We start from the raw sequence: 16,455 nt of genomic DNA on the forward strand, positions 1-16,455 counted from the left end.
GCTCCCGTGCTCTGGACAATCCAGCCTCTATATTCCGCAGAGGATATTTATGGAAGCCTGGATTCAACACCTGTTTTCGCAATCGCTGGAGTACGCGCTGATCGCCGTTGCGCTGGTGACTTTCCTTGAGTCGCTGGCCTTCGTGGGATTGCTGTTGCCGGGCACGGTATTAATGGCCAGCCTTGGGGCGCTGGTTGGAAGTGGACAAATTGGTCTTTACCCGGCGTGGGCGGCAGGTTTTGCTGGCTGCCTCATCGGGGATTGGGTTTCGTATGGCATCGGCTGGAAATTTCAGGGGCCGCTGCATCGTTGGAAATACATCCAAAAATACAAGGGCTTGCTGGATAAAACCGAACATGCATTGCACCAGCACAGCATGCTCACCATTTTGGTAGGGCGTTTCGTGGGGCCGACGCGTCCGCTGATTCCGCTGGCGGCCGGCATGCTGGAGTTGCCGGTGCGCAAGTTCCTGCCGCCTAACCTGATTGGCTGTATTCTCTGGCCTCCCGCTTATTTGATGCCGGGCATTCTGGCGGGCGTGGCGATTGACGTGCCGCAGGCCGCACAGGGCGGCAGCTTTAAGTGGTTGCTGTTGCTGGTGGCGCTGCTGCTGTGGATCGGTGGCTGGCTGCTGTGGCGCTGGTGGCGCAGCGGGAAAACCGTCGATTGGGCAACGAAATATCTGCCAACTGCGCGCCTGCGCTGGCTGGCTCCGCTAATGGCGGCAATTGGCCTGGGCGCGTTTATCGCTATCCAGTTCCATCCGATGATGCCGATCTTCCGCCACCTGCTGTGGAAAGTCTTCTTCGCTTAACGCGATGTCACGCCAAGGATGGCGGCCGCCTCACTTTCACCACGCACCAAACTCTCAGTACTGCCATCCCAGTAGATGCGCCCATCGACGATCACCAAACTGCGTGGCGCAATCTGCTGAGCATCTTCCAGACTGTGCGACACCATCAACAAGGTGATGTTACGGCTTTCGCATACCGAACGAACCAGCTGCAGCATCTCGTTGCGCAGCGCCGGATCCAGCGCTGAGAAGGGTTCGTCCAGCAGCAAAATTGGCTGATTGCGCAGCAGGCAACGCGCCAGTGCCACGCGCTGACGCTGGCCGCCGGAAAGCTCGCCAGGCAAACGCGTGAGCATTGCCTGCAGGCCAGTTTGATCGGCGATATCCACGACTTGCTGCTGCTGTTCGCGCGTCAGTTTCAGGCCCGGATGTAAACCCAACGCCATGTTTTGCTGCACCGTCAGATGCGGAAAAAGGTTGTTCTCCTGGAACAGCATGGAAACCGGGCGCGCCGACGGTACGCTGTGAGTATGATCAATGCCGTTCATCACCAGCGCGCCTTGATTGATCGGCAAAAAGCCGCCAATCAGACTCAGCAAGGTACTTTTCCCCGCGCCGCTCGGACCGAGGATCGCCAGACGTTCACCGGCCTGCGCCGCAAAACTGAAGCGCATCGGCAGATGCTGATAAAGGTAAGTGAGGTTATTCAGTGTCAGCATGGCGACCCGGTAATTTTTCCATCAGAGTAAAGAGTAGCAAGCAGAGCAGCAGCAGCAGTAGCGCAGTGACGGCGCCGTCCGCACCGCGATAGGCGCCAATCTGCTGGAACAGATAGAAGGGCAGCGTGCGGAAATCGGCGCTGCCAAACAGCGCGACCACGCCGAAATCACCAATCGACAGCACGCAGGCAAACGCCAGCGCCTGAGCAATTGGACGTTTCAGCGCGCGCAGCTCAATCAGCCGCAAACGGTTGAAGCCGGAGATGCCGAGTGAAGCGCAGAGCTGGCTGTAACGGGCGCTGATATCGCGCATCGGATTCTCCAGCACTTTCATGGCGTAAGGGATGGCGATCAGGGCATTAGTAAAGATCACCAAACCATCGGCGCGCTGCGGCAGACCTACGGTGGCGTTGAACAGCAGGAAGAAACCGCTCGCCAGCACAATGCCCGGCATCGCCAGAATCAGCATGCCGCTCATCTCCATCGCCTGCGCGGCGATTACTTTTTGGCGCTGACGCAGCTCGCGGCTGCTCCACAACAGCATCATGGTCAGCACCACGCAGAGCACGCCAGCTCCCACGGCGATGCGTAGCGAGGTAAAGGTGGCTTGCCACAGCGCCGCTTGTTGCAGTGCACCGGCGACGCCGCCGCGCAAACCATCGACGATTACCGCCGCCAGAGGCGGTAACAGCAGCAGCAGCGCCAGACTAATCAACAACGTATCGCTGATGCGCGCCTGCCATGAATCCTGCGGATCGCGCCAGCCGCGAATGCTCTGGCTGCCGGTGGGAATGGCTTTGCTAAAGCGCTGGCTCAGCAGCACCAGCAGCAAGCAACAACCGAGCTGTAACAGCGCCAGCAGCGCCGCGCGGCCCGGATCGTAGTCGAAATTCAGCGCCTGATAGATCGCCAGTTCCAGCGTGGTGGCCTGCGGTCCGCCGCCCAGCGCCAGCACCGTGGCGAAGCTGGCGAAACAGAGCATAAAGATCAGCGCCGCCGTCGGCAGAATCTGACGGCGCAGCCATGGCCATTCCAGCCAGCGAAACAGATTCCAGCCGCGCAGGCCTAGCTGGGCGGCGACTTGCCGCTGCTCGCCGGGAATGCTCTCCAGCGCCTGTAACAGCAGGCGCGTCGCCAGCGGCAGGTTAAAAAAGACGTGCGCCAGCAGAATGCCCTGCAGGCCATACGGTGAAAAGTGGTAGTCAAAGCCAATGGCCGCGCACAGTTGTGCCAGCCAGCCGCTGCGACCATACACGCTGAGCAAGCCAAACACCGCCACCAGCACCGGCAGCACCAGCGTCATGGCGCACAGGCGCAGCAACAGGTTGCGACCGGGAAAACGGCGGCGATAGAGCGCGCGGGCCAGCAAGATTGCGGGCAGCACCGAGAGCAACGCCGACAGCAGCGCCTGCTCAAACGAGAACAGCAGCACATGATGCAGATAACTGTCGTTGAGCAGCGCACGCCAGTCGGTGGCCGGCGCAACCATCACCAATGCGCCAAACGCCAGCAGCGCCACCGCGCACAGCAACAGCGCGATGGCGCTACCGGGAATTAACCAGCCGGGCATTAACGGCTAACGGCGCTTTGCCATGCGCTGATCCACGCGGCGCGATGGTCGGCCACTTCGGCTGGCGTGTATTGCAACGCCTTGGCGGGTACCTGCAGCGTTTGATAACCGGCTGGTAGATCGCTTTTGATCACCGGATACATCCAGTTGCCGGTGGGAATGGTCTGCTGGAAAGCCGGAGAAACCATAAACTGCATGAACTGCTGCGCCAGCTTGGGCTGTTTGCTGCTGGCGAGCTGCGCGGCAACTTCCACCTGCAAATAGTGGCCTTCGCTAAATTCGGCAGCGGCGTAGTTCTCTTTCTTCTCTTCGATAATGTGATAAGCCGGAGAAGTGGTGTAGCTCAACACCAGATCGCCTTCGCCCTTCAGGAACAGGCCGTAAGCTTCGCTCCAGCCTTTGGTGACGGTAACGGTTTTTTGTGCCAGCTTCTGCCACGCCTCAGGCGCGTTATCGCCATAGACTTTCTGCATCCACAGCAGCAGGCCAAGGCCCGGCGTGCTGGTGCGCGGATCTTCATAAATCACGCGCCATTTTTCCGGGCTTTCGACCAGTTCTTTCAGGCTTTTCGGCGGATTCTTCAGTTTGTTTTTATCGTAGACGAAGGCGAAGTAGCCATAATCGAACGGGATGAAGGTGTCGTTGTGCCAGCCATCTGGCAACGATAATGCTTTGGTATCAACGCTACTTTTGGCAAACAGCCCGGTTTTCTCCGCCGCCTGCACCAGATTGTTATCCAGCCCCAGCACCACATCAGCTTTGCTGTTTTTGCCTTCCATGCGCACACGATTGAGCAGCGATACGCCATCTTCCAGCGCTACGTACTTCAGTTCGCAGCCGCACTGCGCTTCAAAGGCTTTTTTTACCGCTGGACCGGGGCCCCAATCGGCAGAGAACGAATCGTAGGTGTAAACGGTGAGAACCGGTTTGGCAGCGAAAGCCGGTGCAGCAACCAGCAGCAACACAGGCAGAACTTTGTTTAACACTTTGCGCTCCTTGAGGAGAAGATAAGGTCGAGTCGCAAAGGATCTGAGGAGTGAGACATCTCAAATCCCTACGCCGGTATTAGCCGGATCAGGTTCGACGGGTTTCTCTCAGCCCTGATTTCAAGGCACCCCGTTGAGAACGGCTCATTCTAGACATTTATATGACAGCGCGAAAGGATCACAGCTCCGGCGGCGCAAACCAGGCTGATTTGAAGTCAAACCAGCCGAGCGTATTGAGACGCACGCCGCGCATACTGCGCTGTCCTTCCAGCAGCAGCCAGTGATGGAACAGCGGATGCAGATAGTCGCTGTCGATCAGCTGTTTACTCCAATCCGCCAAGGGTAAATCCTTTTGCCGCCAGCGCGCGGCATCGGCTTGCCAGTCAATTGGGATGCAGTGATGCATCAACGGCAGCTCAAACAGCTGGGCGAACAGCGCGTACTCGAGCGGCAAGGTAAAGTTGACGCTGCCGAGCCAGATGTCACTTTCACCTTCCCCCTCGAACCACTCTTCGTAGCTCACAACGCGGGTGATCAGCTCAACACCTTGCTGCGCCAGCAGCGGTCGCAGCGCGTTGGCGATACCTTCATGCTCAACGTGATGGCTGTACCAGCTCAACGTCAGTTGGGTTAAACCTGCTGGCTTGTCGGCGGGCGTGAGATCGCGGCGATGGTGCCAGCGTGGCAGCAAGCCATAAGCGGGGAACCAGTAACGCTGATAGCCGACGCCAGCATGATTCAATAAGGCGATCGGATTAAACAGATAACTCACCCAGCGGCGGAAATGCGCATCGCGGCCCAATGCGGAGCGCTGATCGTAAAGCAGAAAGTAGCAGCCTTCTTCCAGACGGCTCTCTTCCGATTTTTCGTCAGCGGTTTCGCCCTGCAGTTTCACTCCGGCATACACCAGCTCATCACTGATCTCCGGCAGCACCCAAATCGACACATCGTCAATCAGCGCGCGATAGCCAAAGTAATCATCGAAGGCGGCGATTTTCAGCTGCGTTTGTTGGTTGCGCACCACGCTGTACGGGCCGGTGCCAATCGGCTGGCGGGCAAACTGACGCAGCGTTGGCCATTCGCGCGGCAGGATCATCGCGCTGACGCTGGCCAGCAGCCACGGCAACCAATCATCCGGCTGGCTCAGATGGATATCCAGCGTCCAGGGCGCGGGCGACTCCAGTTTACTGATGTGAGAAAACAGCGGCTGGCTGCGCACGCGTTCCAGCGAAGCAATCACATCCTCCATTTCCAGTTCACGACCATGATGAAAACGGATCGCCGGGCGCAGGAAGAAGCGCCACTGCAGCGGCGAGGTTTGCTGCCAGTGATGGGCGATATCGGGTTCGATTTCCCCCTTTTCCTCATTTATGCGCATCAGGCCGTTGAAAATTTGTCGCGCCAGATGGGTTTCTGAGCGGCGCAGTGGCGAACCGGGCAGCAGATTGGGCAGCGGACGGTAATAGAGCACGCGCAGGATGTGTTTACCCTGACGGAAGCTGCGGCCTAAATGTGCCGCGATCATCTGGCGCACCTGATTTTTATCGCCAACCAGTTGCACTAACTGTTCGATGCGATCCTGCTCAAGTAGATCCTCAGCACGCTGCTGCTGAAGCGCCAGGCCGGTATAGCAGAAACTCAGCATCGAGCGCTTGCCGCGTCCCGCTTCCGCCTGCCAAATCAGCCAGCCTTCACTCTGCATGGCGTTGAGCAGGTTACGCATATGGCGACGCGAGCAGTGCAGCAGATCGGCCAGTTCGTTGAGCGTGGTTTCCTGATCCTGCCCCTGACAGCTTTGCCATAAGCGGATGAATTGCTGCTGCAAACGTGAAGAGGACATAAAAGGGGAACTCCTTGTCAGAATCGCTCAGTTTTTCCTGCCTCATATTAGAGGCATACTGCACGGCAATGGAAGAGCGGGAGGCATTCAGTAATGAATGGCGCTCTGCCAGCGGTTCCGCCGACGTGGAACCTCTTTCTGAGTAGGGTGCATTTTCACCGCCAGCAGCGCTTTATCTGCTGGCTTTTTTCGTTTTCCTGTAGAATCTTCTACCCTCATTTCTCTACCTTTTTTTATTCGCAAAGGGATTTCTGCATGAAATCGCTGTTAACGCGTCAACGTCGCATCAATCCGGTCTATCTCTCGTTTATGGCAGTGTCGTTTATGACCGGCGTGGCTGGTGCGCTGCAGGCGCCGACGCTGAGCCTGTTTCTGACGCGCGAAGTGCAGGTAAGTCCGTTCTGGGTCGGCTTGTTCTTTACCATCAATGCGATCGCCGGGATTGTGATTAGCCTGCTGATGGCGAAACGCTCCGATAACCAGGGCGATCGCCGCAACCTGATTCTGTTTTGCTGCCTGATGGCGACGCTGAATGCGCTGCTGTTTGCCTTCAATCGCCACTATTTAACGCTGGTGACGCTGGGCGTATTTTTGTCGGCGCTGGCCAGCGTGTCGATTCCGCAGGTGTTTGCGCTCGCGCGCGAATATGCCGATCAGTCGGCGCGTGAAGTGGTGATGTTCAGCTCGGTGATGCGTGCGCAGCTGTCGCTGGCGTGGGTGATTGGGCCGCCGCTGTCGTTTGCGCTGGCGCTCAACTACGGCTTTGTGACGCTGTTTTGCGTGGCGGCGGGGATTTTCCTGCTGAGCATGCTGCTGATCTGGCGTACCTTGCCGTCGGTGCCGCGCGTGGTGGCATCGCCTGAAGAGGTGCTGACGCAGCTGAGCCCGTGGAAAGACAGCCAGGTGCGGTTGCTGTTTATCGCCTCCGTCACCATGTGGGCGTGCAACACCATGTATATCATTGATATGCCGCTGTATATCAGCTCTACGCTTGGCTTACCGGAGAAGCTGGCGGGATTGCTGATGGGCACTGCCGCCGGGCTAGAGATTCCAATCATGCTGCTGGCCGGGCATTACGCGCGGCGCACCGGCAAACGCAAACTGATGCTGCTGGCGCTGGTGGCGGCGATTGTGTTTTATCTCGGATTGGTGATGTTCCAGTCGCGCACTGCGTTGATGGTGCTGCAATTGTTTAACGCTGCCTTTATTGGCATCATCGCAGGGATTGGCATGTTGTGGTTCCAGGATTTAATGCCGGGCCGCGCGGGTGCGGCGACGACGCTGTTCACCACCTCGATTTCCACCGGCATGATTATCGCCGGCATCATTCAGGGCACCATGAGTGAGCGCTTTGGTCATGAGTCAGTTTACTGGCTGGCGTTGGGGCTGGCGGTGCTGGCGTTGGGATTGGCGTCGCGCGTGCGGGATGTATAAAGGATAAGGGCGACATCACGTCGCCCTTGTTGCCTTAGCGTAAGAACGCGGGCTGATTGGTTTCGTAGCTGAAGATTGAGGCTTCGTGTTGCAGCGTCAGGCCAATGCTGTCGAGACCGTTGATCATGCAGTGACGGCGGAAGCTGTCGATTTCAAAGCTATAGGTCTTATCGCCTGCCGTAACAGTTTGCGCTTCCAGATCCACGGTGAAAGAGACGCCAGGCTGCGCGGCAACCAGTTTGAACATCTCATCCACTTCTTCATCGCTCAACTTCACCGGCAGCAGCTGGTTGTTGAAGCTGTTGCCATAGAAGATGTCGGCGAAGCTTGGCGCGATCACCACATGGAAACCGAAATCGGTCAGCGCCCACGGCGCGTGCTCACGCGATGAGCCGCAGCCAAAGTTCTCACGCGCCAGCAAAATGCTGGTGCCTTTGAATTCGGGTTTGTTCAGCACGAAGCTGGCAGTTGGCACTGTGCCCGCATCATCTTCAAAACGCCAGTCGTGGAACAGGTGCGCGCCAAAACCGGTGCGCGTCACTTTCTGCAGGAACTGCTTTGGAATGATGGCATCAGTATCGACGTTGGCCGCATCTAATGGCGCCACAATTCCGCTGTGTTGAGTAAATTTGTTCGCCATGGTTTACGCTCCCTGAGTCAATTCACGAATGTCGGCAAAACGACCGGTTACGGCAGCCGCAGCGGCCATCGCCGGGCTCACCAGGTGCGTGCGTCCACCGCGGCCCTGACGGCCTTCAAAGTTACGGTTGCTGGTTGATGCGCAACGTTCGCCTGGATTCAGGCGGTCATTGTTCATTGCCAGACACATTGAGCAACCCGGTAAACGCCATTCAAAACCGGCTTCGAGGAAGATTTTGTCCAGACCTTCGGCTTCGGCTTGTGCTTTCACCGGACCGGAACCTGGTACCACCATCGCTACTACGCCCGGCGCTACTTTGCGACCTTTGGCAATTGCGGCAGCGGCACGCAGATCTTCAATACGTGAGTTGGTGCAGGAACCGATAAACACTTTATCGATCGCTACGTCAGTCAGTTTGATGCCTGGCTGCAGATCCATGTACGCCAGCGCTTTCTCTGCAGAAGCGCGCTCAACCGGATCGGCAAAGGATTGTGGATTCGGGATCGCTTGATCGACCGCCATCACCTGGCCTGGATTGGTGCCCCAGGTCACTTGCGGGGCGATATCTTCGGCGTGAAGCGTGACGATGCTGTCGAATTTGGCATCGCTGTCGGACTTCAGCGTGCGCCAGTAAGCGACCGCTTGTTCCCACTGCTCGCCCTTCGGCGCGAACTGCTTGTCTTTGAGGTAAGCGAAAGTGGTGTCATCCGGCGCAACCAGGCCCGCTTTGGCACCCATTTCAATCGCCATGTTACACAGCGTCATGCGGCCTTCCATGCTCAGCGCTTCGATCGCTGGGCCACAGAATTCGACAACGTGACCGGTACCGCCAGCGCTGCCGGTTTTACCGATGATCGCCAATACGATGTCTTTGGCAGTGATGCCCGGCGCAGCTTCGCCCAGCACTTCAATCTTCATGGTTTTCGCGCGGCCCTGCTTCAGGGTTTGCGTGGCAAACACATGCTCAACTTCGGAAGTACCGATACCGAATGCCAGTGAACCGAACGCGCCGTGGGTGGCGGTGTGGGAATCGCCGCACACAATGGTCATGCCCGGCAACGTCATACCTTGCTCTGGCCCAATCACGTGCACGATGCCCTGGAACGGGTGATTCAGGTCATACAGCTGAATGCCGAACTCAGCACAGTTCTTGATCAGCTCTTGCATCTGAATACGCGCCATCTCGCCAGACGCGTTGATATCTTTGGTCTGCGTCGAAACGTTGTGATCCATGGTGGCGAAGGTTTTCGACGGCTGGCGCACTTTGCGGCCGTGTGCGCGCAGGCCATCAAAGGCCTGCGGTGACGTCACTTCATGGATCAGATGGCGATCGATATAGAGTAACGGAGTTTCGTTAGGCGTTTCGTGGACGACATGTGCATCAAATAACTTCTGGTATAAGCTTTTCATTTTATTATTTTTCCTCGGCGATGAAACCGGCAATGATGCTGCCCATCTCATCTGTGCTCACGGCCTTGCCGTCACCGGCCAAATCACGGGTACGATAACCCGCTTCCAACGCGCGGCTGACAGCGCGTTCAATGCTTGCGGCTGCTTCATCCGCATTCAGGCTGTAACGCAGCAGCAGTGACAGCGAAAGAATCTGCGCAATCGGGTTGGCAATGTTCTGACCGGCGATATCCGGTGCGGAACCGCCCGCTGGCTCAAACAGGCCAAAACCTTCTTCGTTCAGGCTGGCAGAAGGCAGCAAGCCCATCGAACCGGTAATCATCGCGCATTCGTCTGACAGGATGTCGCCAAACAGGTTAGAACACAGCAGCACGTCAAACTGTGATGGATCTTTAATCAGCTGCATGGTGGCGTTATCGATGTACATGTGGCTCAACTGCACATCCGGATAATCTTTTGCCACTTCATTGACAATCTCGCGCCACATCACGGAAGTCTGCAACACGTTGGCTTTATCGATTGAGGTAACGATGTTGCGGCGCTTACGCGCTGATTCAAACGCGATACGCGTAATGCGCTCGATTTCGAAGCGGTGATAAACCTCAGTATCGAAAGCGCGCTCATGTGGGCCGCTGCCTTCACGGCCTTTCGGCTGACCGAAGTAGATGCCGCCGGTCAGTTCACGCACGCACAGGATGTCGAAACCGCGCTCGGCGATATCGCTGCGCAGCGGGCAGAACGCTTCCAGACCTTTATACAACGCGGCAGGGCGCAAGTTGCTGAACAGCTTAAAGTGCTTACGCAGCGGCAGCAGCGCGCCGCGCTCAGGTTGCTGTGCAGGCGGCAGATGTTCCCACTTCGGGCCACCTACCGAGCCAAACAGAATCGCATCCGCTTGCTCTGCGCCGGCAACGGTAGCCGGTGGCAGCGGTTCACCATGACGATCGATGGCGATACCGCCAACATCATATTCGCTGGTGGTGATACGCATGTCGAAACGCGTACGAATTGCATCGAGAACTTTCATGGCCTGCGCCATCACTTCCGGACCAATTCCGTCGCCTGGCAATACCGCGATATGAGAAGACTTAGACATAGTTACACCGTTTCCTTCTGATCTTTAAATTTACGCTGCAGTTCTTTTTCCACCTGCTTAGCACGCCAAATATTGTTCAACGCGTTCACCATCGCTTTCGCCGATGATTCGACGATATCGGTCGCCAGGCCAACGCCGTGGAATTTACGACCGTTGTAGTTGACCACGATATCGACCTGACCCAGCGCGTTCTCGCCGTGGCCTTTCGCTGTCAACTTGTAGTTAATCAGTTCGGCTTCAAAGCCGGTGATGCGGTTGATCGCCTGATAAACCGCATCAACCGGACCGTTACCGGTTGCGGCGTCAGCTTTGGTCTCTTCACCGCAGCCCAACTGCACGGAGGCCGTCGCGGTCACGCTTGAGCCGGTCTGCACGTTGAATTCGTTCAGCTGGAAATATTCTGGCTCTTCGTTCTGCTTGTTGATGAAGGCCAACGCTTCCAGATCGTAATCGAAGACCTGACCTTTCTTGTCGGCCAGCTTCAGGAAGGCGTCGTACAAGGTGTCGAGGTTGTAATCAGACTCCTTGTAGCCCATCTCTTCCATGCGGTGTTTCACCGCGGCGCGGCCAGAACGGGAAGTCAGGTTCAGCTGGATTTTGTGCAGGCCGATAGATTCTGGCGTCAGGATTTCGTAGTTTTCGCGGTTCTTCAGCACGCCATCCTGGTGAATACCGGAAGAGTGGGCGAAGGCGTTAGAACCGACCACCGCTTTGTTGGCTGGAATCGGCATGTTGCAGATTTGGCTAACGGTTTGGCTGGTGCGGTAAATTTCCTGATGATTGATGTTGGTGTGGACATTCATGATCTGCTGGCGGGTTTTGATCGCCATGATCACTTCTTCCAGCGCACAGTTACCGGCGCGCTCACCTAAACCGTTTAACGTGCCTTCAACCTGACGCGCACCGGCCAATACTGCGGCGATGGCGTTGCCGGTCGCCATACCCAAATCGTCATGGGTATGAACAGACAAGATGGCTTTATCGATGTTGGGAACGCGAGCCACCAATTGGCCAATGATGTTGGCGTATTCACCTGGCAAGGTGTAGCCGACGGTGTCCGGGATGTTGATGGTGGTTGCACCGGCATTGATCGCGGCTTCAACCATGCGGCACAAATCGTCGATTGGCGTACGACCGCCATCTTCACAGGAGAACTCAACGTCGTCGGTGTAGTTGCGAGCGCGTTTGATCATGTGCACCGCGCGTTCAATCACTTCCGGCAGCGTGCTGCGCAATTTAGTGGCGATATGCATCGGCGAAGTCGCGATGAAGGTGTGAATACGGAACGCTTCAGCCACACGCAGTGATTCGTATGCGGCGTCAATGTCCTTCTCAACGCAGCGTGCCAGTCCGCAGACGCGGCTGTTTTTAATGGTACGAGCGATGGTTTGTACGGATTCAAAATCGCCTGGAGAGGAAACGGGGAAGCCCACTTCCATCACATCCACGCCCATACGTTCCAACGCCAGAGCGATTTGCAGTTTTTCTTTAACACTCAGGCTGGCCTGTAAAGCCTGTTCACCATCACGCAGAGTGGTATCGAAAATAATAACTTGCTGGCTCATCGTAATCTTCCTTATGCATTAACGTTGCCGGTGCTACGAGCATAAAAAAACCCGCGCATTGGCGCGGGTTTCTTAAACTTCTGCAGGTTCGAATCAGTTATTGATTCCGCCCACGAGTCTACCGCGCAAACTGGATGCGTTTAGTAGTAGACCGAGTAGGCGGAAAGAATGAAACATGATTCAAACCTCGTAAATTTTTGGATGCACATATTGGTACTGGAATTGACGTATGAAGTCAACCTTAAGTGCAAGGGTATTTCTGAGAGGTAAAAAGGGCGATGTGCTGTGATTTTTCAGCTGCGCAGAGCAATGGCATTAATTAGTAACAGGATAAGTGATTCCATCCACTTAAAAAATCGTTTAGAAAATAGAATTTATTTTAACTAATTGATAATTATTGGCTTATGTCGGCAATGCGCATTGCTGGTAAAACAAGATTAGGCTTGTTGTTAAGAAGAATATGATGTGATTAGACCGTTTTATAGATAATCACGCCAGAAAGTAATTATCACAAAAGATTGTGGACTGAGTGGTCAGGCAATATGAAAATCATATTTCTTAGAACACGCTGCAAATAATCTCTAAACCAGCATTTTCCTCTGTGGTTATGACGAAGCATTAGTTTAATCCTCGCAGGCAATAATCACGCATCAGTGCCTTTATTGCCGGATTGGGCGCGACGTGGCGTCCTGGCGTTTGCAGGCCGGGTTGTCTGCGGTTATGGTAATCGACCTACTCTCATATAATTAACTCAAGTAGATTCCCTGTACCTGGAAGGCGGACAGAACGCTGCCTTCTGAGCATAAACATAAGGTTTTGATCTTAATTGGCGATCGGGGGCCGGATATCAGTGGCGTGCGGGAAACGCGAACGTCAGTGGATTCAGTCCCTCAAGCCTGGAGGCAGAAAATGGAGATGTTGTCAGGAGCCGAAATGGTCGTCCGTTCGTTAATCGATCAGGGCGTTAAGCAGGTATTCGGTTATCCGGGCGGAGCGGTGCTCGATATTTACGATGCGCTGCAAACGGTCGGTGGTATTGACCACGTATTGGTCCGTCATGAACAAGGCGCGGTGCATATGGCCGATGGCCTTGCGCGTGCGACCGGTGAAGTAGGCGTGGTGCTGGTGACTTCCGGTCCGGGTGCTACCAACGCGATTACCGGTATTGCAACCGCCTATATGGATTCAATCCCGATGGTGATTCTGTCGGGTCAGGTGCCTTCGTCACTGATTGGTTACGATGCGTTCCAGGAGTGCGACATGGTCGGTATCTCCCGCCCGGTGGTGAAGCACAGCTTCCTGGTGAAAAAAGCCGAAGAGATCCCAACCGTGCTGAAAAAGGCCTTCTGGCTGGCAGCCAGCGGTCGTCCGGGGCCGGTGGTTATCGATCTGCCAAAAGATATCCTGAACCCAGCCAACAAGCTGCCGTACGTTTGGCCGGAAACGGTGAGCATGCGCTCTTACAATCCGACCATTCAGGGCCATAAAGGACAGATCAAGCGCGCGCTGCAAACATTACTGGCTGCGCACAAGCCGGTGATTTATGCCGGCGGCGGGGCGATTATGTCGGGCTGCGAAGCAGAATTGCTGCAGCTGGCTGAGCAACTTAATATTCCGGTGACAACCTCGCTGATGGGCCTGGGCGTGTTCCCTGGCACCCATCGTCAGTGCATCGGCATGCTGGGTATGCACGGCACTTACGAAGCCAACATGACCATGCACAACGCCGATCTGATTTTCGGTATTGGCGTGCGTTTTGACGACCGCACCACCAACAATCTGGCGAAGTACTGCCCGAACGCCACCATTATGCATATCGATGTCGATCCAACGTCGATCTCCAAAACCGTCAGCGCGGACATTCCGATTGTCGGCGATGCGAAGCAGACGCTGGCGCAGATGTTAGAGCTGCTGGCGCAAAATGATGCGAAGCAGGAACTCGATAGCCTGCGCGACTGGTGGCAGACCATTGAAGGCTGGCGTGGCCGCAAGTGTCTGGAATTCGATCGCACCAGTGACAAAATCAAGCCGCAGGCTGTCATCGAAACCATCTGTCGTTTGACCAAAGGCGAAGCTTACGTCACCTCTGACGTCGGTCAGCATCAGATGTTTGCCGCACTTTATTACCAGTTTGACAAGCCGCGTCGCTGGATCAACTCCGGTGGCTTGGGCACCATGGGCTTCGGCTTGCCTGCAGCGCTGGGCGTGAAGATGGCGCTGCCGGATGAAACGGTTATCTGCGTGACCGGCGATGGCAGCATCCAGATGAACATTCAGGAACTGTCGACCGCGCTGCAGTACGATTTGCCAGTGCTGGTATTGAACCTCAACAACGGCTTCCTCGGCATGGTTAAGCAGTGGCAGGACATGATTTACTCTGGTCGCCACTCGCAGTCTTACATGCAATCACTGCCTGACTTCGTGCGTCTGGCCGAAGCTTATGGTCATGTGGGGATCTCCATTGCGCATCCTGCGGAGCTGGAAGAGAAGCTGCAGCTGGCACTGGATACGCTGGCGAAAGGCCGTCTGGTGTTTGTGGATGTGAATATTGACGGCAGCGAGCACGTTTACCCGATGCAAATTCGTGGTGGTTCGATGGATGAGATGTGGTTGAGCAAAACGGAGAGGACTTAATTATGCGTCGTATTTTATCGGTTCTGCTGGAAAACGAATCCGGCGCATTGTCCCGCGTAGTGGGACTGTTCTCTCAACGCGGTTACAACATCGAAAGCCTTACTGTCGCGCCAACCGATGATCCGACCTTATCACGCATGACAATTCAAACGGTCGGCGATGAGAAAGTGCTGGAGCAGATCGAAAAGCAGCTGCACAAGCTGGTGGACGTGTTACGAGTCAGCGAGCTGGGGCAGGGCGCTTACGTTGAGCGTGAAATCATGCTGGTGAAAATCCAGGCCAGCGGTTACGGCCGTGAAGAAGTGAAGCGCAGCGCGGAAATTTTCCGTGGTCAGATTATCGATGTCACGCCAACGCTTTACACGGTTCAGCTGGCAGGCACCAGCGATAAACTCGACGCGTTTCTTAACACCGTGCGTGACGTGGCAGAAATTGTTGAAGTGGCTCGTTCAGGAATCGTGGGTGTATCGCGCGGCGATCGCGTAATGCGTTAATCACCTTAAGTAACGATTTCATCTGATTCTAACCCGGCGAAATGCCGGGTTTTTTTATTTTATGCGCTTATCCAGGATGCGAGAGAAAAGCGGTTGCTCGGCGTAGTGTTCTGCGGTTAGATGTTACAAATGTTTTACCCATAGCTACTCTGCGGATATTTTCGCCAGCGCTGGCTTATCAGAATTAAGGTGTCACCGTGAAACTGGATGAAATTGCGCGCCTGGCAGGCGTGTCGCGCACTACGGCCAGCTATGTAATCAATGGCAAAGCGCGGCAGTATCGTGTCAGCGAAAAAACCGTCGAGAAAGTGATGGCGGTGGTGCGTGAACACAACTATCACCCGAATGCCGTCGCGGCTGGGCTGCGTGCCGGACGCACCCGTTCAATTGGTCTGGTGATCCCTGATTTGGAAAACACCAGTTACACGCGCATTGCCAACTATCTGGAACGTCAGGCGCGTCAGCGCGGTTATCAGCTTTTGATTGCCTGCTCGGAAGATCAGCCGGACAACGAAATGCGCTGCATCGAGCATCTGTTACAGCGTCAGGTTGATGCCATCATCGTTTCAACTTCTCTGCCGCCAGAGCATCCGTTCTATCAGCGTTGGATCAATGATCCTTTACCGATTATCGCGCTGGACCGTGCGCTGGATCGTGAACACTTTACCAGCGTAGTCGGTGCCGATCAGGATGATGCGCAGGCATTGGCGGCTGAATTGCGTCAGCTACCGGTGAAAAACGTGCTGTTCCTTGGGGCGCTGCCGGAATTGTCGGTCAGTTTCCTGCGTGAACTCGGCTTCCGCGATGCGTGGAAAGACGACGAACGGCCCATTGATTACATCTATTGCAACAGCTTCGATCGTGCCGCCGCTGCCACGCTGTTTGAGAAGTACCTCGAAGATCATCCGATGCCAGAAGCGCTGTTCACCACGTCGTTTGGGCTGCTGCAGGGCGTAATGGACGTTACGTTGAAGCGTGATGGCCGCTTGCCAACCGATCTGGCGATTGCCACCTTTGGCGACCACGAATTGCTGGATTTCCTTGAGTGCCCGGTGCTGGCGGTGGGGCAGCGTCATCGCGACGTAGCTGAGCGCGTGCTGGAACTGGTTTTGGCCTCGCTGGATGAACCGCGTAAACCGAAACCGGGTTTAACCCGCATTCGTCGTAATTTATTCCGCCGCGGACAATTAAGCCGCCGCACTAAATGAAATGTTGGGCAGTTCGCTGCCCAGCGTTAATTTAACCTGCAGATATTTCCTGCGAACCTTCCGGCG

The 16,455-nt window shown here is 55.7% G+C and carries 14 protein-coding genes and 1 riboswitch; of the genes, 5 read left to right on the forward strand and 9 right to left on the reverse strand.

Features of this window, described 5'->3' with window-relative positions:
- Window positions 1-49 precede the first annotated feature (49 nt).
- On the forward strand, window positions 50-814 hold the full coding sequence (locus NR302_RS03565) for a DedA family protein (protein WP_008108634.1): 765 nt from the start codon (window positions 50-52) through the stop codon (window positions 812-814).
- On the opposite strand, the gene thiQ is transcribed toward NR302_RS03565, so the two are convergent.
- From thiQ to sgrR, 4 genes are all read right to left on the reverse strand, one after another.
- On the reverse strand, window positions 811-1,512 hold the full coding sequence (gene thiQ / locus NR302_RS03570) for a thiamine ABC transporter ATP-binding protein ThiQ (protein WP_154193005.1): 702 nt from the start codon (window positions 1,510-1,512) through the stop codon (window positions 811-813). The two genes, NR302_RS03565 and thiQ, sit on opposite strands and share 4 nt — an antisense overlap.
- A complete protein-coding gene (gene thiP / locus NR302_RS03575; protein WP_258144587.1) occupies window positions 1,496-3,082 on the reverse strand; it encodes a thiamine/thiamine pyrophosphate ABC transporter permease ThiP in 1,587 nt (528 codons plus the stop codon). Before thiP ends, thiQ begins: the two co-directional genes overlap by 17 nt.
- The gene (gene thiB / locus NR302_RS03580; protein ID WP_258144588.1) at window positions 3,082-4,068 is read right to left on the reverse strand and encodes a thiamine ABC transporter substrate binding subunit; all 987 of its coding nucleotides are present in this window, start codon (window positions 4,066-4,068) and stop codon (window positions 3,082-3,084) included. Before thiB ends, thiP begins: the two co-directional genes overlap by 1 nt.
- A gap of 47 nt (window positions 4,069-4,115) precedes the next feature.
- Window positions 4,116-4,211, reverse strand: a riboswitch (TPP riboswitch).
- Between the two features lie 35 nt (window positions 4,212-4,246).
- On the reverse strand, window positions 4,247-5,908 hold the full coding sequence (gene sgrR / locus NR302_RS03585) for an HTH-type transcriptional regulator SgrR (protein WP_061718131.1): 1,662 nt from the start codon (window positions 5,906-5,908) through the stop codon (window positions 4,247-4,249).
- A 255-nt stretch (window positions 5,909-6,163) separates the two neighbouring features.
- Here sgrR and NR302_RS03590 point away from each other — a divergent pair, with 255 nt between their 5' ends.
- The gene (locus NR302_RS03590; protein ID WP_036649573.1) at window positions 6,164-7,342 is read left to right on the forward strand and encodes an MFS transporter; all 1,179 of its coding nucleotides are present in this window, start codon (window positions 6,164-6,166) and stop codon (window positions 7,340-7,342) included.
- A gap of 34 nt (window positions 7,343-7,376) precedes the next feature.
- On the opposite strand, the gene leuD is transcribed toward NR302_RS03590, so the two are convergent.
- From leuD to leuL, 5 genes are all read right to left on the reverse strand, one after another.
- Window positions 7,377-7,982 carry a 3-isopropylmalate dehydratase small subunit gene (gene leuD / locus NR302_RS03595; RefSeq protein ID WP_258144589.1) on the reverse strand — a complete coding sequence of 202 codons (606 nt, stop codon included), beginning with the start codon at window positions 7,980-7,982 and terminating at the stop codon, window positions 7,377-7,379.
- A gap of 3 nt (window positions 7,983-7,985) precedes the next feature.
- Window positions 7,986-9,392, reverse strand: a complete 1,407-nt coding sequence (gene leuC, locus NR302_RS03600) for a 3-isopropylmalate dehydratase large subunit (protein WP_008108626.1) — start codon at window positions 9,390-9,392, stop codon at window positions 7,986-7,988.
- A gap of 4 nt (window positions 9,393-9,396) precedes the next feature.
- Complete coding sequence (gene leuB, locus NR302_RS03605) at window positions 9,397-10,488, reverse strand: 3-isopropylmalate dehydrogenase (RefSeq protein WP_258144590.1); 1,092 nt, start codon at window positions 10,486-10,488, stop codon at window positions 9,397-9,399.
- Between the two features lie 2 nt (window positions 10,489-10,490).
- Entirely contained in the window at window positions 10,491-12,053 is a 1,563-nt protein-coding gene (gene leuA / locus NR302_RS03610) for a 2-isopropylmalate synthase (protein WP_008108623.1), read from the reverse strand.
- A gap of 93 nt (window positions 12,054-12,146) precedes the next feature.
- Entirely contained in the window at window positions 12,147-12,230 is an 84-nt protein-coding gene (leuL, locus tag NR302_RS23715) for a leu operon leader peptide (RefSeq protein ID WP_099686952.1), read from the reverse strand.
- 732 nt (window positions 12,231-12,962) lie between these two features.
- On the opposite strand from leuL, the gene ilvI reads away from it, so the two are divergent.
- The 3 genes from ilvI (at window position 12,963) to cra (ending at window position 16,389) form a co-directional block, all read left to right on the forward strand.
- Window positions 12,963-14,687 (forward strand): acetolactate synthase 3 large subunit, encoded by a 1,725-nt coding sequence (gene ilvI / locus NR302_RS03615; RefSeq protein WP_258144591.1) that lies wholly within the window; start codon window positions 12,963-12,965, stop codon window positions 14,685-14,687.
- Between the two features lie 2 nt (window positions 14,688-14,689).
- Window positions 14,690-15,181, forward strand: a complete 492-nt coding sequence (ilvN, locus tag NR302_RS03620) for an acetolactate synthase small subunit (protein WP_008108620.1) — start codon at window positions 14,690-14,692, stop codon at window positions 15,179-15,181.
- A 197-nt stretch (window positions 15,182-15,378) separates the two neighbouring features.
- Window positions 15,379-16,389 (forward strand): catabolite repressor/activator, encoded by a 1,011-nt coding sequence (gene cra / locus NR302_RS03625; protein WP_258144592.1) that lies wholly within the window; start codon window positions 15,379-15,381, stop codon window positions 16,387-16,389.
- Window positions 16,390-16,455: the final 66 nt, after the last annotated feature.

The organism is Pantoea sp. SOD02 (assembly GCF_024707505.1).
In the GTDB taxonomy this organism is placed as follows: domain Bacteria; phylum Pseudomonadota; class Gammaproteobacteria; order Enterobacterales; family Enterobacteriaceae; genus Pantoea; species Pantoea symbiotica.

Coding starts and splice junctions, on each gene's coding strand:
- leuA (WP_008108623.1), bottom strand. CDS start 12,053: ATGAGCCAGCAAGTTATTATTTTCGATACCACTCTGCGTGATGGTGAA.
- leuL (WP_099686952.1), bottom strand. CDS start 12,230: ATGTTTCATTCTTTCCGCCTACTCGGTCTACTACTAAACGCATCCAGT.
- ilvN (WP_008108620.1), top strand. CDS start 14,690: ATGCGTCGTATTTTATCGGTTCTGCTGGAAAACGAATCCGGCGCATTG.
- sgrR (WP_061718131.1), bottom strand. CDS start 5,908: ATGTCCTCTTCACGTTTGCAGCAGCAATTCATCCGCTTATGGCAAAGC.
- thiP (WP_258144587.1), bottom strand. CDS start 3,082: ATGCCCGGCTGGTTAATTCCCGGTAGCGCCATCGCGCTGTTGCTGTGC.
- ilvI (WP_258144591.1), top strand. CDS start 12,963: ATGGAGATGTTGTCAGGAGCCGAAATGGTCGTCCGTTCGTTAATCGAT.
- leuD (WP_258144589.1), bottom strand. CDS start 7,982: ATGGCGAACAAATTTACTCAACACAGCGGAATTGTGGCGCCATTAGAT.
- NR302_RS03590 (WP_036649573.1), top strand. CDS start 6,164: ATGAAATCGCTGTTAACGCGTCAACGTCGCATCAATCCGGTCTATCTC.
- thiQ (WP_154193005.1), bottom strand. CDS start 1,512: ATGCTGACACTGAATAACCTCACTTACCTTTATCAGCATCTGCCGATG.
- NR302_RS03565 (WP_008108634.1), top strand. CDS start 50: ATGGAAGCCTGGATTCAACACCTGTTTTCGCAATCGCTGGAGTACGCG.
- leuC (WP_008108626.1), bottom strand. CDS start 9,392: ATGAAAAGCTTATACCAGAAGTTATTTGATGCACATGTCGTCCACGAA.
- leuB (WP_258144590.1), bottom strand. CDS start 10,488: ATGTCTAAGTCTTCTCATATCGCGGTATTGCCAGGCGACGGAATTGGT.